The organism is Chryseobacterium sp. JJR-5R (genome assembly GCF_034047335.1).
Lineage (GTDB): Bacteria > Bacteroidota > Bacteroidia > Flavobacteriales > Weeksellaceae > Chryseobacterium.
In genome coordinates, this window is sequence record NZ_CP139137.1 from 577,202 (window position 1) to 599,546 (window position 22,345).

At 39.1% G+C, this 22,345-nt stretch carries 25 protein-coding genes and 1 tRNA gene; 17 read left to right on the top strand and 9 right to left on the bottom strand.

From position 1 onward, the window contains the following. Positions 1 to 287 precede the first annotated feature (287 nt). Positions 288 to 1,055: an enoyl-CoA hydratase/isomerase family protein gene (locus SD427_RS02735; RefSeq protein ID WP_320559782.1), complete on the top strand. Its 768-nt coding sequence runs from the start codon at positions 288 to 290 to the stop codon at positions 1,053 to 1,055. 62 nt (positions 1,056 to 1,117) lie between these two features. Here the strand turns inward: SD427_RS02735 and SD427_RS02740 are convergent, their stop codons facing one another. Then, positions 1,118 to 2,626, bottom strand: coding sequence for a T9SS type A sorting domain-containing protein (locus tag SD427_RS02740; RefSeq protein ID WP_320559783.1), 1,509 nt, complete (start codon positions 2,624 to 2,626; stop codon positions 1,118 to 1,120). A 143-nt stretch (positions 2,627 to 2,769) separates the two neighbouring features. On the opposite strand from SD427_RS02740, the gene SD427_RS02745 reads away from it, so the two are divergent. From SD427_RS02745 to SD427_RS02785, 9 genes are all read left to right on the top strand, one after another. After that, positions 2,770 to 3,387 carry a hypothetical protein gene (locus tag SD427_RS02745; RefSeq protein ID WP_320559784.1) on the top strand — a complete coding sequence of 206 codons (618 nt, stop codon included), beginning with the start codon at positions 2,770 to 2,772 and terminating at the stop codon, positions 3,385 to 3,387. A gap of 60 nt (positions 3,388 to 3,447) precedes the next feature. Continuing rightward, positions 3,448 to 3,738 carry a transcriptional regulator gene (locus SD427_RS02750; protein WP_320561004.1) on the top strand — a complete coding sequence of 97 codons (291 nt, stop codon included), beginning with the start codon at positions 3,448 to 3,450 and terminating at the stop codon, positions 3,736 to 3,738. 66 nt (positions 3,739 to 3,804) lie between these two features. Then, complete coding sequence (locus tag SD427_RS02755; RefSeq protein ID WP_320559785.1) at positions 3,805 to 4,095, top strand: hypothetical protein; 291 nt, start codon at positions 3,805 to 3,807, stop codon at positions 4,093 to 4,095. 52 nt (positions 4,096 to 4,147) lie between these two features. Further along, the gene (locus SD427_RS02760; RefSeq protein ID WP_320559786.1) at positions 4,148 to 4,987 is read left to right on the top strand and encodes a metallophosphoesterase; all 840 of its coding nucleotides are present in this window, start codon (positions 4,148 to 4,150) and stop codon (positions 4,985 to 4,987) included. A gap of 10 nt (positions 4,988 to 4,997) precedes the next feature. Further along, on the top strand, positions 4,998 to 5,297 hold the full coding sequence (locus tag SD427_RS02765; protein ID WP_320559787.1) for a hypothetical protein: 300 nt from the start codon (positions 4,998 to 5,000) through the stop codon (positions 5,295 to 5,297). A gap of 3 nt (positions 5,298 to 5,300) precedes the next feature. Beyond that, positions 5,301 to 5,822 carry a Coq4 family protein gene (locus SD427_RS02770; protein ID WP_320559788.1) on the top strand — a complete coding sequence of 174 codons (522 nt, stop codon included), beginning with the start codon at positions 5,301 to 5,303 and terminating at the stop codon, positions 5,820 to 5,822. A 12-nt stretch (positions 5,823 to 5,834) separates the two neighbouring features. Next, the gene (locus SD427_RS02775; RefSeq protein WP_320559789.1) at positions 5,835 to 7,205 is read left to right on the top strand and encodes a DUF4173 domain-containing protein; all 1,371 of its coding nucleotides are present in this window, start codon (positions 5,835 to 5,837) and stop codon (positions 7,203 to 7,205) included. Between the two features lie 297 nt (positions 7,206 to 7,502). Continuing rightward, the gene (locus SD427_RS02780) at positions 7,503 to 8,042 is read left to right on the top strand and encodes a hypothetical protein (protein ID WP_320559790.1); all 540 of its coding nucleotides are present in this window, start codon (positions 7,503 to 7,505) and stop codon (positions 8,040 to 8,042) included. Between the two features lie 50 nt (positions 8,043 to 8,092). Continuing rightward, the gene (locus SD427_RS02785) at positions 8,093 to 8,605 is read left to right on the top strand and encodes a hypothetical protein (RefSeq protein WP_320559791.1); all 513 of its coding nucleotides are present in this window, start codon (positions 8,093 to 8,095) and stop codon (positions 8,603 to 8,605) included. Between the two features lie 76 nt (positions 8,606 to 8,681). Here the strand turns inward: SD427_RS02785 and SD427_RS02790 are convergent, their stop codons facing one another. From SD427_RS02790 to SD427_RS02800, 3 genes are read right to left on the bottom strand one after another with little or no spacing between them, the layout of a single operon-like run. After that, a complete protein-coding gene (locus tag SD427_RS02790; RefSeq protein ID WP_320559792.1) occupies positions 8,682 to 9,365 on the bottom strand; it encodes an FKBP-type peptidyl-prolyl cis-trans isomerase in 684 nt (227 codons plus the stop codon). A 34-nt stretch (positions 9,366 to 9,399) separates the two neighbouring features. Continuing rightward, a complete protein-coding gene (dtd, locus tag SD427_RS02795) occupies positions 9,400 to 9,849 on the bottom strand; it encodes a D-aminoacyl-tRNA deacylase (protein ID WP_320559793.1) in 450 nt (149 codons plus the stop codon). A gap of 2 nt (positions 9,850 to 9,851) precedes the next feature. Further along, on the bottom strand, positions 9,852 to 10,304 hold the full coding sequence (locus SD427_RS02800; RefSeq protein ID WP_320559794.1) for a hypothetical protein: 453 nt from the start codon (positions 10,302 to 10,304) through the stop codon (positions 9,852 to 9,854). 110 nt (positions 10,305 to 10,414) lie between these two features. On the opposite strand from SD427_RS02800, the gene greA reads away from it, so the two are divergent. The 7 genes from greA to SD427_RS02835 all read left to right on the top strand — a co-directional run bounded on the left by greA (position 10,415) and on the right by SD427_RS02835 (position 16,332). After that, on the top strand, positions 10,415 to 10,885 hold the full coding sequence (gene greA / locus SD427_RS02805) for a transcription elongation factor GreA (protein ID WP_056216236.1): 471 nt from the start codon (positions 10,415 to 10,417) through the stop codon (positions 10,883 to 10,885). A gap of 60 nt (positions 10,886 to 10,945) precedes the next feature. Then, entirely contained in the window at positions 10,946 to 11,335 is a 390-nt protein-coding gene (locus SD427_RS02810) for an HIT family protein (protein ID WP_320559795.1), read from the top strand. A gap of 71 nt (positions 11,336 to 11,406) precedes the next feature. Then, positions 11,407 to 12,594 (top strand): ATP-dependent Clp protease ATP-binding subunit ClpX, encoded by a 1,188-nt coding sequence (clpX, locus tag SD427_RS02815; RefSeq protein ID WP_320559796.1) that lies wholly within the window; start codon positions 11,407 to 11,409, stop codon positions 12,592 to 12,594. A 77-nt stretch (positions 12,595 to 12,671) separates the two neighbouring features. Continuing rightward, the gene (locus SD427_RS02820; protein WP_320559797.1) at positions 12,672 to 14,645 is read left to right on the top strand and encodes a T9SS type A sorting domain-containing protein; all 1,974 of its coding nucleotides are present in this window, start codon (positions 12,672 to 12,674) and stop codon (positions 14,643 to 14,645) included. Positions 14,646 to 14,650: 5 nt separating this feature from the next. Continuing rightward, positions 14,651 to 14,866, top strand: coding sequence for a signal peptidase (locus SD427_RS02825; protein ID WP_320559798.1), 216 nt, complete (start codon positions 14,651 to 14,653; stop codon positions 14,864 to 14,866). Between the two features lie 61 nt (positions 14,867 to 14,927). After that, positions 14,928 to 16,214, top strand: coding sequence for a TlpA disulfide reductase family protein (locus tag SD427_RS02830; RefSeq protein ID WP_320559799.1), 1,287 nt, complete (start codon positions 14,928 to 14,930; stop codon positions 16,212 to 16,214). Between the two features lie 44 nt (positions 16,215 to 16,258). Next, positions 16,259 to 16,332 (top strand) — tRNA-Met (locus SD427_RS02835). A 278-nt stretch (positions 16,333 to 16,610) separates the two neighbouring features. Here the strand turns inward: SD427_RS02835 and SD427_RS02840 are convergent. The 5 genes from SD427_RS02840 to SD427_RS02860 all read right to left on the bottom strand — a co-directional run bounded on the left by SD427_RS02840 (position 16,611) and on the right by SD427_RS02860 (position 22,279). After that, positions 16,611 to 17,909, bottom strand: coding sequence for an HlyD family secretion protein (locus tag SD427_RS02840; RefSeq protein WP_320559800.1), 1,299 nt, complete (start codon positions 17,907 to 17,909; stop codon positions 16,611 to 16,613). 62 nt (positions 17,910 to 17,971) lie between these two features. Continuing rightward, positions 17,972 to 18,175, bottom strand: coding sequence for a bacteriocin-like protein (locus SD427_RS02845; protein ID WP_320559801.1), 204 nt, complete (start codon positions 18,173 to 18,175; stop codon positions 17,972 to 17,974). 46 nt (positions 18,176 to 18,221) lie between these two features. Beyond that, positions 18,222 to 20,414 (bottom strand): peptidase domain-containing ABC transporter, encoded by a 2,193-nt coding sequence (locus tag SD427_RS02850; protein WP_320559802.1) that lies wholly within the window; start codon positions 20,412 to 20,414, stop codon positions 18,222 to 18,224. A 74-nt stretch (positions 20,415 to 20,488) separates the two neighbouring features. Further along, positions 20,489 to 20,668: a bacteriocin-like protein gene (locus SD427_RS02855; RefSeq protein ID WP_320559803.1), complete on the bottom strand. Its 180-nt coding sequence runs from the start codon at positions 20,666 to 20,668 to the stop codon at positions 20,489 to 20,491. A gap of 99 nt (positions 20,669 to 20,767) precedes the next feature. Continuing rightward, on the bottom strand, positions 20,768 to 22,279 hold the full coding sequence (locus SD427_RS02860; RefSeq protein WP_320559804.1) for a thioredoxin domain-containing protein: 1,512 nt from the start codon (positions 22,277 to 22,279) through the stop codon (positions 20,768 to 20,770). Positions 22,280 to 22,345: the final 66 nt, after the last annotated feature.

A 22,345-nucleotide genomic window follows, 5' to 3' on the forward strand; every position in this document is an offset into this window, starting at 1 on the left:
TCACTGTATTGTGTATATTAATTTCTGTTAATTTAATATTATTTTCGTTTTATTAACCATTATATGTGTTTAATTATTTTAGAATAGGCCTATATTGTTACTTATCTGATAATTACCATTGCTTTTGTACTTCCCCTAAAAGCATAAGCTGATGAAATGATCAGGACGGCCGGCTCCCTTAAGTTTAATTTTTATAAATAAAATAAGATCTATGCTTAATTTTAAAGTTATTCCCTGCATACACGTTCTATTTACTATTTTTGCAACAATCAATTATAATAAAGACAATGAACGGATCCGTAACATCAGAACTCAAAAACCATATTGCCGAAATTACCTTCGGAACGCCCAAAAGCAATGCACTGCCTGGGGCGGTTCTTGAAAAGCTGGCACAGACAATCATGGATGAAGGCATGAAAGATGAGGTAAAAGCAATAATGATAAAGAGTGAAGGCGAAAAAGCTTTCTGCGCAGGGGCAAGTTTTGATGAACTGCTGGAAATTGAAGAACTGGAAAAATCAAAACAGTTTTTCGGAGGCTTTGCAAAAGTGCTCAATGCCATGAGAAACTGTGGTAAGATCGTTGTAGTCAGGGTTCAGGGCCGGACTACCGGCGGCGGTGTTGGGATTGCCTGTGGGGCAGATTACTGCTTTGCCACCAAAGATGCTGCACTGGCGTTAACCGAAATCAATCTGGGGATCGGGCCGTTTGTCATCGGGCCGTATGTAGAACGCAAAATCGGGAAGTCCCAGTTCTCGGCTATGGCTGTTGATGCGGATTTCAGATCGGCAGCATGGGCAGAACAGCATAATATTTATCATTCGGTTGCAGAGAATATCGCAGAAATGGATGCAAAGCTGGATACATTTTTAGAAACTCTGGCTTCAAGAAGCAGTGAGGCTTTGGCTTTGATTAAAAAAGTTTCTTGGGAAGGCACAGAGCATTTCAATGAACTGATGCCGGCAAGGATCCACATGAGCGCAAGCCTGATCCTTGAAGATTCTGCAAAGAAAAATATTGAATCAATTAAAGAGAAATTGAGAGCGAAACAATAGAGACCCAAGATTAAAAAAATTCGTCAAAAATTTTTGACGAATTTTTTATTTGCTTACAGAATTTACTTTTTGCTTACTTTAAAAGTTTTTTCTTCTTTATATGTTTTTACTTTAAGAAAATAATTCCCAGCCGGCAGATTTTTTACGTCGATTTTTGTTGCATTATTCTGCTTGGTAAGAGACTGTCTCAAAGTATTGATCAATTCTAATGATTCAATAGTATCTTTGGATTTTACAATAAAATAATCCTCTGCAGGATTGGGATATACTGAAATATTTTCAGGATTTGAGGTGAAATCGGAAGTTGACAAATTGGTGGAAGAAATGATCAGACGCATTAAGATAATAGAAAAAGAGGGTATATTCACATATCCGCTGGATACCAATTTACCATCTGGTGTGAAGTTCATGCTGTTATTTCCATATCGGAATTCTGAAGCATATACACGATCGTTTGAACTGTAAAAGCCATTGGTTCCAAATGTTGTATCCGGTGATCCATTTTCGTTTAAACGGATAATTCTTCTGAAATTATAGTAATTGGTCGAATCAAAATATGATCCGGAGACATAGATCTTATTTTGGGCATCCGTTTTTACTGAAGAATAATAATTGAAACCAAAACCTACTGTTCCCGTGCTGTTAAAGGCTGTATCCAGAGTTCCATCTGTATTGAATTGCAGCAGATAAAACAGAGAATTGGGGCCAATGCTGGTTGTGGATGCATAAGGTTTTTCACCCAAAACTAAAATCTTCCCGGCAGCTGTAAAGAGAACATCACGTGCCTCTCGTGCTGTTGCACTGTACAGGAGCAGACCATTGCTTCCAAAAGTTGTATCTAAATTCCCGTTTACATTGTAGCGGGCAAGAAACAGCTGATTGTTTTCAGGATAACTTGCATTACTTACCACAGCTCCGGAAATTATATACTTTCCATCTGCCTGTTTTGTCATTGCATTATTTATCAATGATGAATACCCGAATTTAGCAGAAATTTCCCCGCCTGTCCCGAAAGTGGTATCAATTTGTCCTGAAGAATTTATCTTCACAAGATAAGATGATGAATTTTTATCCCCATATCCAATAATACTCCCATCTGACAGAATTTCCAGATCTCGTATGTAAGTTCCGCTCAATAAAGCTGTTCCATTAGTTCCAAAGCTCAAGTCTAATGTTCCGTCAGGAAGTAATCTCCCGATAAGGGCAGAAGCATTTCCACGGCCGGCAATAAGTATTTTCCCGTCTGACAAAACCTTCATATCATAAATTACAGAAGAATTGCCTGCCGGATCGTAAAGAAGACCGTTGCTGGCAAAAGTAGTATCCAGTGTTCCGTTTTCATTGTATCGGGCAACCAGAAAAGAGTTGACGGTAGTAGGATTATTTTTATGAATGCTTCCGCCGATCAGCATTTTTTTATCTGCTTGTACGGCCGTGCAATTTGCATAATTATTATTCCAAACTGAAAGAAGTGCCTTTCCGCTGGTATTAAATGTCGTGTCTTTAAAAGGAAGAGTCTGTGCCCAAAGATCTGAAGGTAATAAAAACAGCAGGAGTATAAATTTTTTCATAATCTTAATTATCAGGTTATAAATTATTTGCTAATGTAAGCATTACAGAATAAACATCACTTTAAATGAAAACCTTAAATTTTTCATGAAATTATTTTGAAATTTAAAATATAATTTTAACTTTGTAATTCAAAGTTCTTTATATGGATTCAAAAAACTACCACGAAGACTTATCACACATACGCTCTATGATGGAGCGCTCCTCGAGATTTATTTCCCTGAGCGGCTTATCCGGAGTGGTAGCAGGTCTGGCAGCCATTATCGGTGCCGGTTATGTGTATTTTGTTTTTAAGAAAGAAGGAATTGACTATTTTGATGGGGAAAGGAACAGTTTCGGGCCGGGTTTAGTCAAAGAACTTGTATGGACCGGTATTGTAATTCTGGCTACAGCCATTTTCAGCGGATATATTTTTACAGCCAATAAAAGTAAAAAGAAAGGGCTGAAGATCTGGGATGCCACAACAAGGCGTCTTTTGTTTACCTTTGCAGTACCGTTGGTTTCAGGCGGTATATTCTGTCTGGCTCTCCTTTATCATCATCTTTTTGTTTTTGTAGCTCCCGCAACATTGATTTTTTACGGATTGGCTTTGGTGAGTGCGGAAAGATATACATTGACGGACATAAAATACCTGGGTTACTGCCAGATTGTGTTGGGATTTATTTCCTTATTCATCCTTGGCTGGGGATTGCTGTTCTGGACGATCGGTTTCGGCATCCTGCATATAGTGTATGGCATGATTATGCATAGGAAATATAAGTAACGAACTTAAATAAGATGCACTTAAATTATTTTCAGAAGTGCTGCAAACTATAATCTGATGATGATAAAAATAAATCAACTCAATAAAGAATTCGAAAGCCGTGTAAGACTGGGCATTATGTCTGTTCTGATGGTTAACGACTGGGTTGATTTTCCTGAAATGAAAAGCCTGCTAGAAATTACAGACGGGAACCTGGCCAGCCACAGCAATGCATTGGAGAAATCCGACTATATTGAAGTGAAGAAGGAATTTGTAGGAAAAAAACCGAGGACTTCGTACCGAGTGACACAAAAAGGGAGAGAAGCTTTTACCGAACATCTGGACATGCTGGAAAAATTATTAGGCAGATAAAAGAGTAAATTTTTTTACTGTTTAACTTTGAAATACAAAGTACTTTTAAAAATAAAAATTATGATTATGACATCAGAGAAAGAAAAATCAACCATCGTTTTTGCTGTGCCGTCTGTATTATTAGTGGCCGCAATTCTCGGAAATCTTTTTGTAAAAGGATGGAGCTGTTCACCTTTTGATTTTATTATTGCCTCAGCCTTGCTCTTCGGCACTGCTTCTTTTATCAGTCTGGTCATCGGGTCAAAGAAATCCCTTTGGTATAAGCTAATGGTTTCTGCAATGATAATTCTGGTTTTGGCCACAGTATGGATTGAACTTGCGGTGGGGATTTTCGGGAGCCCGGTTGCCGGAAGCTGAAATGAGACAACATTACTGTCAGATTATAAATTTCAAATAACAATAATTACAAATGGACCGGAAAACATTCTTAAAAAGACTGGCGCAGCTTTCCATTATCGGTGCCTTTCCTATGCTGTATTCATGGCAGATCGAACCGTTCTGGCTGGAGTTTGTGGAAAAAAAGCTCCCCGTTAAAAATCTCCCTGGTGATTTGGAGGGAAAAATCCTGATGCAGATTTCAGATCTGCATGTGGGAGACCGATTTGACTGGAATTTTCTCATCGGTTCGTTTCAGAAAGCAGAAAAATACAACCCTGATTTCGTAGTCTATACCGGTGATTTTGTAAACCATGGAAATGCCATAGAAAGAGAAGATCTTAAAAAGGTGCTGCATCACGCGGTTTTAGGTAAATTGGGAACTTTTGGAATTCTTGGGAACCATGATTACGGAGCCGCCTGGAGTGAACCGGATGTTGCCGAAAACATCTGTGAAATAGCAGAAGAGTCGGGCATTAAAATGCTGAGGAATGATCAGAAAGAAAGCTACGGATTAAATTTCATCGGTTTCGAAGATCTCTGGTCGCCCAACTTTTTCCCTGAAAAAGTAATGGAAAATTATGATCCTTCAAAAGCAAATATCATTCTCTGCCATAATCCGGATGCATGCGATCGGGATGTCTGGAACGGTTACCAGGACTGGATTTTAAGCGGGCATACCCATGGCGGGCAATGCAGGATTCCGGGTGTGGTTACGCCGCTTGTCCCTGTGAAAAACCGGAATTATATCTCCGGCGAAGTTGACCTGCAGGACGGAAGGATGCTTTACATTAACCGTGCTTTAGGACATTCTATTCAGGTGCGCTTCATGGTCCGCCCGGAAATTACAGTTTTTACTTTAACACAAGCTTAAAATTCAGATAATGGACAATAAACAAATCATGTCAGTCGGGAAGTTTTTCTTTTGGCTTTCATTCATCTTAGGAAATATATGCCTCTTCGGATATATAGTTTCTGAAAATGATCAGTTCGCAATCGGAGGCTATCTCCTTTTAATTTTCGGTACCGTAATTAATCTTTCCGTCATCTTAGGTTTGGTGATTTACGGTCTGATTAATAAATCTCAATTTAAGATCTGCATGAAAGCATCAATGATCATAAGCATCAACATCCCTGTGGCAGTCCTCTATTTTTATATCGGAACCTCGCTTTTAAATCTTTAAACTATGAAAAAACTACGCGTCCGCTTCATCATCTTTATGTATGAAAATTCACAGAAACAATACAGGAAATATTTTAAAAAGAAAAAAAGACAGTGGCAGTTCAATGAAAAGCAACTGTTAAGTTTCAGGGAAGATTCTCTTGGAAGAACACTGGGTGATTTCTACCATGACCACGGTTTCCGGATGATCCCTAAAATGGAAAACCATGATGTGTACCATTTGATCACAGATTTAGGAACCCATATTCAGGATGAAATTGCCATGCAGTATCTGCTTTTCGGTAACGGGAAACGAAGTGCTTATCTTTTGGGAGTTCTGGCTTTGGGAACCATGGTCTTCCCTGAGTATTTCAGAACCTATTTAAAAGCTTTCCGTAAAGGCCAGCGCATGCGGCCATTTTATAATTGGGATTTTGAAGCGCTGCTGTGGCAGAACTTTGACCACCTGAAGGATTTCATACAGCAGAAGAACACCATTGTTTTACATACCACATTGTTTTATTTTTTTACATTCATTCAATTATAAATTTAAAAAATCATGAAAACACATCACTATATATTTCTTACCACCGCTCTGTTCGTGATCGTATTTTACAATCAGGATATAGGCCTGAATCTCGGGATTATCGGTACTGTCTATGCACTGCTTACTTTTATCAGGACTCCGGAAAGGAACAGGACAAAAACCTTTATTTTCCTTTTCGTAACCAGTATTCTGTCAAGTGCAGCATTTGCATGGTACGGGGATTTCCCTTCCTTACTGGCGGTGGTAAGTTCCCTTTTATTATTAGGCTACCGGTCCAAGAACAGAAGGATGAAAATCCTTTTACTTTTTCCGGTAGTTATTGTTAACGCTTTTACAGCACTGTGCCGGTTTTTCAGTTTTGATGAATGGCTGCCCAAAAGGAATGTTTCCGGGCTTTGGCAGAAGACAATGGCTTTTTTCCTGATTCCCCTTATCCTGGTTTCTGTCTTCTTCGGGATTTATTCCGCAGGAAGCGACCATTTTGCAGGTCTGTTTACCAATGTGGAAATGGATATTAACTTCTGGCAGCTGATCTGCATGGTTGTATTGGGCTTTTTCATCGCCTTCAACTATTGGAACTATGCCGTGGAAAAATTAATCTACAAAAGCAATCCTATCCTGGATAATGATTTTAAAGTAAGGGACAGAAGCCTGAAACCGACATATTCTTTCCTTGATCTGGATGCTGAAAGAATGAGCGGCGTCATTTCTTTCTTCACCCTGAATATCCTGCTCGTATTTTTCATCATCACGTACAACTACGAACAGTTTTATGAAACGGCAAAAACGCCGGGCCGGCTTTCAGAAGAAACCCACGAAAGGGTAAACGCGGTAATCCTGTCTATCATCATGGCGATTTTAGTAATTATGTTCTACTTCAAATCCGGATTTAATTTTGACCCGAAAGCAGGGCTTATGAAAATCCTGGCCAAATCCTGGATTGTTCTGAACGCCGTACTCATTATTTCTGCCATGCTAAAAAATTCAGAGTATATTATCAACTATGGGTTTACCTACAAGCGGCTGGGGGTTTATGTATTTCTGGTACTTTCTTTACTCGGCTTGATCACGGCCTTTATCAAGATCCAGCTAAAGAAAAGGAATGCTTTTCTTTTCAATACCATGGCGTGGTATTTCTATGCAGCAATTCTCATCTGCAGCTACATCAACTGGGGCGGAATTATCACTGCTGAAAATATGAAACGTCAGAATTTTGTTTCGGAATATCATAAAAATGAAATCAACTTTAATGAAAATCAGCTTCTGAAGTATGCCGAAGAAAAAAAAGATTTAAAATTAAAAGCTGAAATTCTGAACAAAGTAAAGCCACAGCAAAATGAAAAGCTCCTTTCTAAAATCCTCTATTATCAATCCATACATTAAACTGATGCAATATTATATAAGAATCTCGTCAATGCAGTATTATATCTGCCGGAATTTGTAATATAGTGAGAGCTGCTGAATAATCTGTTCGGCCTGTTCATTGATATCGCTGTAAAAGCCTCATGTTTTTTAATACTAAAATCCTGCGGATGGAACAGTTTTGGCTTTTACCCACATTCAGGAGCCGAAGGGCTTTATGATCAATACGTTTAAATTTAAATGCCAAAAACCGAAAATATTATCGTAGGTTATAATTATAATGAAAGAGGAATTTAAACAGTTATACAAAAAATTATTATGAAAAAATCCTTACTGCTCATCCCGCTGATTATCGTTTCATGTAAAAAAGAGCCTGCCGTTTCTGAAATTTCAGATAAAGATTCGTCAGTGGCTACGGAACAGCCAGCCTCTTCGACAAGAACAGATTCTGCTGCATTGAGAATGAAAGATTCTGTAATCAACAATGCCCCGAAAACCAAGGAAGTCCTGAAAACAGGGGTAATGAGGGACGTGAAAGAAGGGAAAATTACCAGAACCGTAGATGCAGAACAGCTTCCTGTTACTCTGGGAGAAGAATTTACTGAAGACGGACAGGAATTTACGCTTAAAATAACCGGCTTCAGCAAGCCCGGTATCAAGGCTAAAATCTCAACGAATCAAAAGGATTTTAATATCAGGTTCAATCAGATCAGATTGCCGAACGGAGATTATGACGGGCCTTTCGGAAGAGAGGTTACCTATGATGTTAAAGAAAAAGGAGAGGTCTGGCTGATTATCGGCAATAGCAATATGGCTTCCGGAAATACAAAAGGGAGCTTTACGGTCAGTGTTGAATAATTCTTATTCTTTGGTATAATTTCTGCAAATACAACTTAAAATTTATCATTATGAAAAATATATTTTTGTCGGCGGCAGTGGTTTCAGCAGCTTTGGTAAGCTGTGGGACCGTACAGTCACTGGTGCAGAATACATTTCCCTATACGGCCAATGTGTTGGTTTCTACGGGAGTTCCTGCCAATAAGGAAGTTTCCTCATCTGCCACGGCCTCTAATGTACAGACCTGGTTTGGCGGCAATAACAATGCGCAGATCAGAGATGTAAGGGTTTCAGATGCCAAAGTTTCGGTAGTATCACCTTCGGGCGGAAGCCTGAATGCTTTCAAATCGATTAAAGTATACATTTCGTCAAGCGGAACCGGGGAAAGGCTGGTTGCTTCCAGATCTAATATTTCCACCGATGCATCAAGCCTGAACTTGGATATTGAGAACTCAGGTTTTCTGGACACGGTGGTAAAAAGCACAGGGGTTACCGTAAGAACCGTTTATGAGCTTAAAAATCAGACCAGTTCAGATATGAACATCAGAATTGCCCTTAATTTCAGCAGCATTCCTGCAAATTAATTTTTATAAAAGTTTATTTATTAAAAAAACGTCTTTCAAAATTCTGAAAGACGTTTTGGTTTGATATAGGTAATGATTATTTAAAATCTACCAGTTCCACATCAAAGATAAGCATTGCTCCCGGAGGAATCACATTGCCGGCACCGTTATCGCCATAAGCAAGGTCGGATGGAAGATAGAATCTGTATTTTGCGCCTTTGCTCATCAGCTGTATGCCTTCTGTCCATCCTTTGATAACACCGGAAAGATTAAGCTCAACCGGCTTGCCTCCGTTTTTATCCGTAGAGTCAAAAACGGTACCGTCCATCAGTTTTCCGGTATAGCTTACCGTAGCGGTACTTGACGCTGCAGGCCGGGCTTTTTTGTCGCCTTCTTTCAGTACTTCATACTGCAGTCCGCTTGCGGTGGTAACAATTTTTTTGTTCTGTTTGTTTTTCGCAAGGAATTCGGCGCCTGCTTTTTTGTTTTCGTCAGCCTTTACTTTTTCCTGGGCCTGTCTTTTATCATTTTGCTTCTGCATAAAACCCTGTAAGAATGTCCCCATTTCCTCTTTCGGGAACAATTTAGGCTTGTCTGCAAATTCATCTTTCATGGCTTGTGCCAGAAGGTCCGGATCTACCGGGAATCCCTGTTTCTTCATATTCTGAGCGATGTCCAGCCCGATATAATAGGATGCCTTCTGATCATCCGTATAGGTTTTCTGGGCAAAAGATAAATTAAATGCTGTGAGCAGGGTTAAAGTAATGAATGTTTTTTTCATTTTTGATAAAGTTATATATAATCTGTTTGTAAATTTAAGCTTTTGTCACGGAATCCATCACAATGGTTACCGGGCCGTCGTTAATTAATGATACCTTCATATCTGCCCCGAAAATCCCGCTTTCGGTTTTAAGACCGGATTTTGCGATTTCTTCTTTAAAATAATCAAAAAGGGGAATGGCTTTTTCCGGCTTTGCCGCTTTAATGAAAGAAGGGCGGTTCCCTTTTTTATAATCGGCAATCAGGGTAAACTGGCTGATGCAGAGGATTTCTCCCTGGATATCCTGTACAGAGCGATTGAGCTTCCCGTCTTCATCCCCGAAAATCCTCAGGTTTAGGATTTTCTGCACGAGCCAGTCGGCATCTGTTTTCTCATCATTTTCATCAATCCCGATCAGGAGCATCAGTCCTTTACCGATTTCGCCTTCTGTTTTTCCATTTACTTTTACACAGGATTCGGAAACCCTTTGAATTACAGCTTTCATTTTTAATAATAAATATTCAGGACTTTACCCGCAGGATCATAATTGTAAAGATAGGTTTTCGGAGGGACGTTGGCTACGGCAGTCGGCTGTCCGGTAAGCAGGATCCACTGGGCATTGTCTTTCGGGCAGACTACCCGGATGTTATCCTGGACTTCAAGGGTGGTGTTGCTGTCCGGGCATATGTGCGGGGCATTCCTGTCATATACTTTAAAGGTGCTGTCAGATGATCTTACAATGATCAGCCCCTTGGTACCGGATTGCTGTTCATTGATATATACCCAGCCGCCTACCTGGTTTAAAGCATAATAAGCAGGGAGGTTAAGATTCAATGTAACGTTGATCGGGTTGTTTGGGAAGCAACTTACGGTATCTTCACGGCTCCCGCATGATTGTATGGTTAAATTACTGAAAATCAATAGCGTGATTATCATTAAGATTGAAAAAGTTTTTTTCATTTCAATTTAAATTTTTATATATTTGTATAAAGTAAACAATTACAACAACGAAAACATTGTCCGGCAAATGTCGGATTATTTTTTTATACTAAAACTAAATTTTGAAAATTATGGCAAGCTATGTTACAAAGGAGGGGTTAGAGAAAATGAAAGCTGAGCTGGAACAGTTGGAGACTGTGGAAAGACCAAAAATTACCATGCAGATTGCAGAAGCCAGAGACAAAGGGGATCTGTCTGAAAACGCAGAATATGATGCGGCAAAAGAGGCTCAGGGGATGCTTGAAATGAGAATTTCCAAGCTGAAAGATGCTATTTCCACTTCTAAAATTATAGACGAAAGTCAGTTAGATACTTCAAAAGTTTCCATCCTGACCACGGTGAGGCTTAAGAATAACGCCACTAATCAGGAGCAGGTATTTACGCTGGTTCCTGATAATGAAAGCGATCTTAAAGCAGGGAAAATTTCTGTAAATACACCCATTGCCAAAGGGCTCTTAGGCAAAGTCATCGGCGAAACGGCTGATATTACACTGCCGAACGGGAATAAACTTTCTTTCGAAGTATTGGAAATAACCCTTTAATCATCACTTATTTCAGGCCTGATATTCAATTCTGATCCTATCTCAACTAATTTCTGACAAATGAGCACGATATTTACGAAGATCATTAACGGTGAAATCCCTTCTTACAAAATTGCCGAAGATGAAAATTTTATTGCATTTTTAGATGCGATGCCTTTGGTAAAAGGGCATACATTGGTGGTTCCCAAAAAAGAAACCGATTTAATTTTTGATCTTGATACTGAAGCATACAAAAATCTATGGGCGTTTGCTCAGCAGGTTGCCAAAAAGATCAAAAATGCGGTTCCCTGTGTAAGGGTAGGCGTGGCTGTGGTAGGCCTTGAGGTTCCCCATGCGCATATCCATTTAATTCCGCTCAATAAAGTTGAAGAGCTGAATTTCAGGAATGAGAGGCTGAAACTGACGGATGAAGAATATAAAGAAATTCAGGACTCCATTATTAATTCCTAAACAATACAAAAACTCGTAAACCGACATTTACGGGTTTCTTTAATCTATATCTTATATATCATATATAAAAAATGAATTCAAACCAGTGTTCTTTCTGCGGAAGAAAAAGAAATGAAGTTCAGATGCTGATTTCCGGCCAAAACGGTTTCATTTGTGAAAACTGTATTGAGCAGGCTCATGCCATTGTAAAAGACAGTGGCTCAGAATCCGGGTATGCGCCGGCAGAAAATATGGACGAACTTAAAAAGCCTAAAGAAATCAAGGTATTTCTGGATCAATATGTCATAGGACAGGACCAGGCAAAGAAACAGCTGTCGATAGCAGTATACAATCATTACAAGAGACTGCTTCATGCGAAGGATGAAAACCGGGAAGTGGAGCTGGAAAAATCCAATATCATCATGATCGGGGAAACCGGTACGGGGAAAACCCTGCTGGCCAAGACCATCGCCAGGGAACTGAATGTTCCGTTCTGCATTGTTGATGCCACTATTTTAACGGAAGCAGGATATGTAGGAGAGGATGTGGAAAGTATCCTGTCCAGGCTGCTGATGGTAGCGGATTATGATGTTGAAAAAGCCGAAAAAGGGATCGTCTTTATTGATGAGATCGATAAAATCGCAAGGAAATCCGATAATCCGAGTATTACCAGAGATGTTTCCGGGGAAGGGGTGCAGCAGGGACTGTTGAAATTACTCGAGGGAAGTATTGTGAATGTTCCGCCGCAGGGTGGGAGAAAACACCCGGACCAGAAATACATCCAGGTAAATACGCAGAATATCCTGTTTATTGCAGGTGGTGCTTTTGACGGGATCAAGGAGATCATCGAAAGAAGAATGAACAAGCAGGCTATCGGCTTCAGTTCAGAAAAAATCAATAAGACCGGCGAAGACGAATATATATTAACCAATCTTAATGCAATTGATCTGAGGTCTTTCGGTTTAATTCCCGAACTTTTAGGAAGATTCCCGATCATCACCTATCTTGATAAACTTACCAAAGAGACAATGGTAAGGATCATGACAGAGCCAAAAAACTCAATTGTGAATCAGTTTATAGAACTTTTCAAAATGGACGGCGCAAATCTTGTTTTTACAGACGGATCCATTGAAAAAATAGTGGAAGAAACACTTGAAAAAGGCCTCGGCGCGAGAGGATTGAGAGGTACTACAGAGAAGGTTCTTGAAGACTATATGTTTTCAATAGGAGAAGAAAAAGAGATCATATTAACTGAAGATAATATTTTTGTTAATAAATGAAAAATTTTTGTTTTTTCATAAAAAAGGCATACCTTTGCCGGTGAGATATTGTATTAACACACAAATAATTATATACAATGAGAAAAAGTTTATTTGCTATTGGCTTATTAGCAGCCATTAATTCTGTTCAGGCGCAGGATGTTTTATTACACATAGATGATACTGCTACGACATATGTAAGCGAAGGCACTCTATTATATGCAGGAGGCGGTCTTCAGACAAGAGGTACCGGTATTATAGATGTTCATGGGAACGTAATGGTAGAAGGAACTTCTACTGCTGCTTTCAGGACAGTCACTACAGCAGGGGGTGCAAAAACGGATGGTGGAAACATCGTATTAAGGCTTAACAATCCGGGAAGTTTTGCGACATCCACGTACGGGCAGCTTTATGTGAATGGGGTTTCGGCAGCCAATCTTACAGGTGTTGTAAGCAAAGAATACCGCACGGGAAGACACGGTAACGGAAATTATTTCCAGCAGATTGCCCTTCCGTTTGCAGGTAAGCCTTACAGTACTTTATCAACGGAACTGGCCAAAACATTTGGTACAACAAGGTTCACCCAGAATGAAATCTTAACCTGGAATAATACCAATGCGGTATCCAACCATGTTACCAACCTTGCCAACACAACTCCGAACGCTCCCGCTTATTATATGCTGGGATCTAAAAACAACAATCTTGACTTAAGCACTCCGCCTGCAACGCTGGCTACTATTGCTCCGACAACTACAGGATCTGTATTTACCCTTAACGGTAATCCTGTGCGGTCAGAAGATTTAGCAGCAGTGCCGTTACAGAATGGAGGGAATGTTTCTTTCGGAGTAAACGGTAACGGGATCAACCAGTACAATGAGAAGTACAATACTTATCTGCAGGATCAGTTAAGCATGACAACAGGTTATTTCGTGGGCGATTACGGTAAGAACATCTATCAATTCGGAAATCCGTTCTTTACCAATCTGGATCTGTCCAGAATCGGATATGTAGAGAATACTGCCGGAGGAGCAGTTACCGATGGAAATAACATTTCAAATATCTGGGGGGTAAAATATACAACCGGAACGATATCGACCTATGCGAATGGATCAACATTTACAACAGGCGCTCAAATTCAGACGTTTACTACAGGTGGAGTTCCTGTCGGTGATACCGGGCTTATAATTCAGCCGATGCAGACTTTTGTCCTTAAATTAAGAGACAATTCCGCACAGACATTGAACTTCAGTACACTCAGAAGGTTTTCAAATACAGTAAGAGCTGCATCAACCAACTATACGGTTACTGCTGCTAAGAACACGAATACGGGAACCGTAAAACAGCTTGGAATTATTGCCCTGGATCAGGCAGGTAAAGAAATAGGAAGAACATATTATGTAGTAACGCCTAACTCTACAACCGGTCATCAGACTACATCAGCGACCACTGTTCAGGCAGCGGCTACGGGAGGGGACGCCATCGGAACTTTTGAAGAATCCCTGAACGGAGGATACGATTATAACAATACCAATTACTGGTTATACATCAACGAAGCTAATGAAGTTAACTTTAAAGGCAAGAATGTTAAGCTGGTAACATACAGTCCGGCAGTTGTTAAATCGTACAAATTTGAAATTAAAGAAGATGCAGAGCCTATTGCTGATGGGGCACATGCTTTGTCTGCAGGAATCGGTTTCTATTATAAAGCAGCAAACGGAACATTGCAGCAGGCTGTACAGGGAGCGGTAATCCCGGTAGCCGGCACAGAGTATGATTTATACTACGGCGAGCCAAGCAATATTGTTTTAGCAACTAATGACACAAAAGCACCAGTAAGAACTTTGGTAGTGTACAACCCGGCTATCGATAATTATATTGTTAGGTTTGACCCTAACTGGAAGAAAGCTGATATTGAAGTGTATGATATGAGCGGAAAATTGGTGATCTCTAAAAAAAATGCAGAAACATCTAAAGACTTTGTTATTGAATTAGACAAAAACATTAAGAACTCTTATGTTGTAAAAGTTGTTTCTAGCACTGGAGATGTTGTCAATACTAAAATTTTAAAATAATGAATATGAAAACTATTAATAAACTAGCTACTGTCTTTTTCCTTTTTACTGTTCTGTGTTTAAATGCACAGGGTACTCCAAATCCACCGGGAGGAGGAACCGGAGGTTCAGGTACAGGATCACTGGCATCGCCGGTTGACATGTATGTATACGTTTTAGGAATTGCTGCTGTTATCATGATTGCATTCTTTACCAAAAAGTATACAGCGGCAAAAGCATAAAATTTTATTAAAATAATAACAAACTCCCTGATTAGTCGGGGAGTTTTTTTATTTTTACGATATGAAAAAGATTTTTACATTATCAGCTTTCTTAGCTGTATTTTCATTGCAGGCCCAGTTTACGGTGACTATTCAGGCTCCTGCCGATTTCAAAGACCAGGATGCAATTTTATATACTTTAAACGGTTCCAAGGATATTATTTTCTCTAAAGAGCAGAGTAAAGGCAATACCTGGACTTTCAAGTATCCGAAAAATTATATGGGAATGATGAAGGTTTATTTCCCGGGCTCCAATAATACATTCAATTTTATTTCGGAAAATAAAAATATAAGTGTTAAACTTGAAACCCAGACCAATAAAATTAAAAATATTGTTTATCTGGATGAAGCCAATAATCTGATGAACGGAATTCAGGAAGGCTCACAGAAGAAAGAATTGATTCTTCCGGCGCTGTCACAGATCAAAGAATATTATAAAGACAACACGGAGTTCGGAAAAGCTTTAAAAACCGAAATAGAAAGGCTTTCCGGCAGTGCTCAGGGCATCAATCAGGCACAGCATCCGTTTGTCTATTACTACAATACCAATTACGGTAAATTTCTTTCTAATGATGCTTCTAAAAAAGTGGATCAGGAGGAGATCATCAATTTCATCGATAAGTCGAATGATATGCTGGAAACATCGTCTCTTTTAAGACCTGTCCTGGTATCCTATCTCAATACCGGGGGGAATACCAATGTCAACGCATCCGTAGACAGGCTTTTAGAAAGACTGAAAGTTGAAACACCACGCGGACAGACGGTTCTTTCTGAACTGATTGATATTTTTGATGTGTATGACATGCAGGATTTCAAAAATAAATACCTGAGCCTGGCCAAAAATTTAAAATGCACGATTACCGACAGGCTGGCTACCACTCTGAAATCAAATGCCAATGTTGAAATGGGGGCTGTTTTTCCTAACTATAAATTCCAGTCAGCGGTAAACACCACGGCCAAGACGCTGCATGATATCAAAGCCGATAAGAAAGTTATCGTATTCTGGTCTTCCACATGTTCACATTGTGAAACTGAGCTTCCTCAGTTACTGGCAAAATACAATGATTTAAAGGCTAAAAATATTCAGGTAGTGGGTCTGTCCCTGGATTCGGATAAAGATTCATATTCTAAAAAGATCAGTGCTTTTCCGTGGGTTAATGATTCTGAACTGAGCGGATGGAACAGTACATATGCGGATACTTACAATGTTCACGCAACCCCGACCTATTTTATTTTAGATGCTAACAATAAGATAATCAGTAAACCAGAACATGTTGGTGATGTTTTGGAATATTTTAAGTTAAAATAATTTTGGTGATTTGTAAATATTTTCTATATTTGCACCACCAAAACGGCGAGGTAGCTCAGTTGGTTAGAGCGCAGGATTCATAACCCTGAGGTCACGGGTTCAATTCCCGTCTTCGCTACAAGCAAAGGCTGTAAGATTTTCTTACAGCCTTTTTTATGCAGATGATATTTAGGATTATGTATTAAATAGGGCATCAAAATTTTATGATAATTCCTAAAGATTATTTTAAATACATTCTGCTGTTTTTTTAGAACGGAAAACTTAAATACTGATACAAATCTGCATGGTCAAAGGAATATGAAGTAATGTGGTAAATTCTATCTGAATCCCGTTCATATACGTAAAAAAGGCCATCAATGAGACGGCCGGTATGGTATATCTGCAATAATTAGAAAATCAGCTTTGATATCCCAGAAGCTTTCTCATCTGGAAGAAGAACCGTTCAAGAAGCCTTAAATCCTGTGTGACAATTTCTGCGTTCCCCCTTAATTCCTTGTCAAAAACAAGGTTTTTATGGTAAGAGGTTTTTAAACCTTTAGGAAGGACAACATCTACATAATAATTGCCGTCTTTATCAGGAGAAAGGGAAATATTCTGTACTTTTCCTTCCACGATCCCATATTCCTGGTAGCGGTAATTATCAAGTTTGATCAGCACTTTTTCTCCGGCTACAATCTTACCGGAATTTACAGCCGGAACAGACATTCTGCCTACAATTTTATCCCTGCTTCTGGGAAGGATGGATAAGATGACATCTCCGGCTTTTATGAACTGATTTTCACCGAAAAACTGCTGAAAGCTTGCTACGCCCTCTGTATTGGAAACCACAAGATAATTCTGTTCCCACTGCTTTAAAGATTTCCTGAGCTGTTCAAAAAGCTGTAAGGTCTGGGAAGAGTAATTGATTTTATCTTTTTCTGTGTTGATGGCAGCCCCGCTCTTGGTCTTGTTAAGATTGGAAATCCCTTCTTCAATCTGAGAAAGGGAAAGGGTAATGGTTTCCAGGTTCTGCTGAGCCTGGATGTACTTTATTTTTTCATTCTCCAGTTCCAGTGCTGCAATAACGCCCTGGTTGTATAATTCCTGAGAACGCTGATAACTTTTTCTGGTAAGGTCGTACTTAGCCTTTTCAAGGTTTTTCTGCTGTTTTAAAGTTGCAATTCTGACCCTGTATTCCGACAGGCTTTGATTGGCGGCAAGATTTTCCGGGGCATAAGGCTGAAGGCGGGTAAATAAGACTTCATCCTGAAAGGCTTTGGCAAAACTGTTATAATCTCCCTGCAATTCTCCTAATTTAAAATGTGAAGTTTCATTCACAGGAAAAGAAGATAAGCGGTTGGGATCTATGGAATCCACTATTTTTTTGAGTGCTAAAATATCATTATAGCTTCCTGTAGACTGCATCACCATCAGGACTTCATTTTTTTTGACCTCCTGGTGATTTTTAATGAAGATCTTTTCAATTTTAGAATTGGTTCTTGCTTCCAGTTTTTCGGGCGGGTTTTCAGACGTTACCACGATAGGAGCAGGAATGAATTCCGGATACTTGATCACATAACTCATCATCAGAATGAGAACAAGGATTAAAAGAATAATGGTATTTCCCCAGCGGATCATCCAATGAGGAGGCTGCGTAAGGATATCCTGAACGCTTTCTGAGCGAAGTTCTATATTATCTAAAATGTCTTTTTCCATATACTTAAAAACTCAATAATCTTCATTACCGAAGATTATTGAGGATGTTCTAAAAATAATCGTTACGATGGTAGGGTATAATTACATTTAGGATCATTACCGGGTTCCACTCCCGGAATTACCCCGCCGGGGCAGTACCGGTTGCAGGGGCTCCACTGCTTAACGTCATTGACGAAGCAGAAACAGTTGCATGGAACTATTGGAACCGGGCCTGCACCATGCACTTCCTTCAGATTTTTTCTTTCGATTTTTCTTAAATTTTTCATAACTGTAAGATTTTGAGTTGGTTATTTAAAGTTAATAAATTACCGGTCAATTTCCTAATTCCAATTGGTTTTTTACCAGTCTGTAATATTCACCCTTTAATGCTACCAATTCCGCATGGTTTCCTTCTTCAACTACATTGCCTTTATCAAGAACAATAATTTTATCGGCATGTTTTACCGTAGAAAGCCGGTGTGCAATAACAATAGCCGTTTTGCCTTTGAAAAACTGTTCAAGATTCTCCATAATTACTTTTTCATTGTTGGCATCCAAAGCAGAAGTGGCTTCATCAAAGAAGATATAGTCCGGGGATTTATACACAGCCCTTGCAATAAATAACCTTTGTTTCTGTCCGCCGCTTACTCCAAGTCCTTCGTTCCCTATTTTCGTATTGTAGCTTAACGGCAATTCCTCAATAAAATCTTTGATATTTGCAATATCCACAGCTCTCCTGAGCTTGTTCTTATCCACATAATCTTCACCTACTGCAATATTATTGGCTATGGTATCATTAAATACATAGCCTTCCTGCATGACAACGCCGCAGTGATCCCTCCAGAACCTTGGGGAAATATTTTTAAGTTTTGTATTGCCCAGTTTGATTTCGCCGTCAGTAGGCTCGTAAAATTTCATCAGCAATTTTAGAAGCGTGGTTTTTCCGCTGCCGCTGGCCCCTACAATGGCTGTCGTTTTCTGATAAGGAATGGTGAGGGTTAATTTTTCAAAAACAAAAGCATCTGAGCCAATGTACCTGAAAGACAGGTTTTCTATTTCAATATCTTTTTGAGGAAGGTCATGTGTATATTGCTCATCCTTGCTTTCTTCATCTTCCTTATCATGAATTTCTCCTAATCTTTCAAGGGAAATTTTGGCATCCTGAGTTTGTTTAATGAAGTCTATCAGCTGCAGTAGAGGACTATTCAGCTGACCGATGATATACTGAACGGAAAGCATCATCCCCAACGTTAAATTCCCACTGAGCACAAGCTTTGCAGACAGGAAGCTCACCAGAATATCTTTTATCTGATTGATGAAATTTCCTCCTACCGACTGCCACTGTTCCAAGGACAGCGACTTAATCCTGATTTTAAATAATTTCACCTGCAGGAATTCCCAGTCCCAGCGTTTCTGTTTTTCCGCATTGTGCATTTTGATTTCCTGCATTCCGTTAATCAGCTCAATTACTTTACTCTGCTCCTGAGAAACCTGAGAGAACCGTTTATAGTCAAGTTCCTTTCTCCTGCCAAGGAAAAAGCTGATCCACCCGATATACGCAACAGCCCCAACCAAGTAAACGATAAACAGCCTGTAGTCATACAGTAAAAGGACAATGCTGAAGATCACGAGGTTGACTAATGAGAACAGCGTATTCAGGGAAGAGCTGGTTAAAAGCTGCTCAATCCTGTGATGGTCATTAATTCGCTGCATAATATCCCCGGTCATCCGCGTATCAAAAAAACTGATGGGAAGCTTCATCAATTTAATAAAGAAATCGGAAATAATAGAAATATTGATTCTTGCGGAAAGATGCAGTAAAATCCAGCTCCGGATGACCTCAATGCCCATCCTGCCTACGAAAAGCATAATCTGCGCCAGCAGCACCAGATAAATAAAGTTCAGGTCCTGATTCTGAATACCGACGTCCACAATACTCTGGGTAAGAAACGGGAGAATAAGGGAGAGTAAACTTCCCGCTAAGAGCCCCACGGCAAGCTGAATCACCAGTGATTTGTACTTCAGCAGGTATTTTGACAGGAAACTGAAGCTGGCTTTGCTTTCCTGGTCATCAAATTCAGACTGGAAAAAAGCAGGCGTTGTTTCTAAAATAAGAACAATACCTTCCTCCGTCTTTTCATCTGCATTCTCGCCGATCCAGAGTTTAATAAATTCTTCACGGGAATACGTAATCAGGCCGTAACCCGGATCCGAAACATATATTTTATTGTTTTTGTCGATTTTATAAACCACTACGAAATGGTTTTTGTTCCAGTGTACAATGCACGGAAGCGGAACTTCTTCAGCAAGTGACTCAAAATTGATCTGAACGCCCAATGAACGGAATCCCAGGTCTTCGGCAGCATCGCTTAAGCCAAGCAGGCTGCTTCCTTCCCGGGTTGTTTCTGATAGGTTACGGATTTGCTGTAAGGAAATGCTTTTACCGTAATGTTTACTTACGATACGAAGGCAGGTAGGGCCGCAGTCTTTAGAATCGGGCTGGCGGTAGAAAGGAAAAGATTTCAATAATTTATGCTTTATATTTAAAACAAGTTGTCGCCAAATGACGACAATTGTTTTTATTTTTTAAAGATGTTAGTTTAATAGCAATATCTGTTACAATAATAAATGCAGAATCCTTCTGAAACAGGATCATTTACACATTCGTTTCTTGATACATAGCATTTAGTAGATGCAGCTTGTCCTGCAACACATTCAGGAGTGATTCCCCCTTTTACTAACTTTAAATTTGTTCTTGAAATTTTTTTTAGATTTTTCATAGTGATAAATTGTTTAGTTTTTCCTACTCTTATAGCTTTTCGGATTCCGCTTAATTTTTTCCTAATTTAGTGAATTTATATTATAAAAATTAATTTTTATTAAAGCTCTTCATCTTCTGTCAATTCATCAATAAAATAGTAAATATCTTCACGGTCGTATTTATCAGGAAACTGATATCCGTTAATTAAGATAATCGGGGTGAAGTTAAGGCCTGAATTTCTGTTTTCAGCAGACATATCGATTAATGGTGTAAGATCTTCGCTGCCTGATGCAGTCCCTGCCTTTTTTCTGGTTTTCTCTTCATCCCGGGTCTCAAACCAATAGTCTACAAGATCTAAAAACGCTTTGGCAGATTTATTTTTATAGGTGTGCATGAAGTCAGAAATCAGATTGGCAGATTTTTCGTTCTTCGGATCGGGAGAATAATTGAACCTCATCTGTACGGAAATATCATTAGGGTACCGCTGTAGCAGATTTTCCATAATTTTATGGGCATCTTTACAGAAACCGCAATAGGGATTTGAAACGATGGAAAGATGAAGTTTTGCCTCTTTGTTTCCGACGAAAAATGTTTCAGTATCACTGAATGTCACTTTTTCATTTTCCAAAAGTTCTCTTTTGAAAAGATCGTAATTTCTTTTGAATCTTAAATTTTTCGCATTCGATTTCTGTAAATTTTCTTTTAGTTCAAGCGTATTGTTCAGATACAGGATTAAAGAGAAAACGGCAATCCACAAAATGAGGCTTAGTAAAGCAATTTTCACATCAAAGTACAGGTTTTCAAAAAGAAATAGTCCGATGAATAACTGAGCTGTCAAAACGGTGATAATTAAAAGGCAGACCCGGCAAAAAGTTTTTTCTACAAATACCTGAACGTATATTGAATAACCGATCGCAATAAGTGAAGCCAGAGTAAAACCTTTGATGATAAAAGACGTAACCGGTAAAAACAGCCCTAAAACCGTGAGCCCGATAAAATAAATCAAAGAAAAATCTGAAAATTTTAGTCCGAAAATGCTTGTTTTGTCCTGGGTAATAATCTTATTGCAAGAATTCACACTTTGACTGCCAGCCGTATCGCCGCAGATACTGCTCATCACTGCAGATGTATTTCCGAATTTCTGATTAAAGATTTCCAACGAAATATAAACCCCCGCTAAGGAAAGTATATTGAAAAGAGCTTCAAACCATGCCAGGGTGAATACTGAATAGATCAGGACTATTGCGAAAACTGCATATATGAAAGGTTTATAATCTGTAACCGAATGGCTTTGGCTCTCCGTTTTTTCCTTTTCAAACAGCAAAACAAAATCGGTAGATTTCTGATGCAGCTCTTCTTTATCCAGTGTCTTTGCCTTATCCGAATAAACCGAGTATTGGTTTCCTGTTTTCTTTACCAGAGAGAAAGAATTATCAACAATTGCTATGAATTCTTCCGGAAGTTCATCCCAATATTCTTTGTCCAGTTCATACGCATCATTTCTTACTCCCATAAAATTCAGGGTATCACTGAAAGCTAGGGCAGAAGGGTAATTAGGATGTGAATTGAACTGAAAAAGAAACTCCTGTTTGTCAAGTTTGAGATAGTTAATGAGTTTATCCAAAAGCATATTAATTTTTTAACTAAAATACGGAGATGTTTGAGAAAAACAAATTTTTTTTCTATTTTAAGTGAT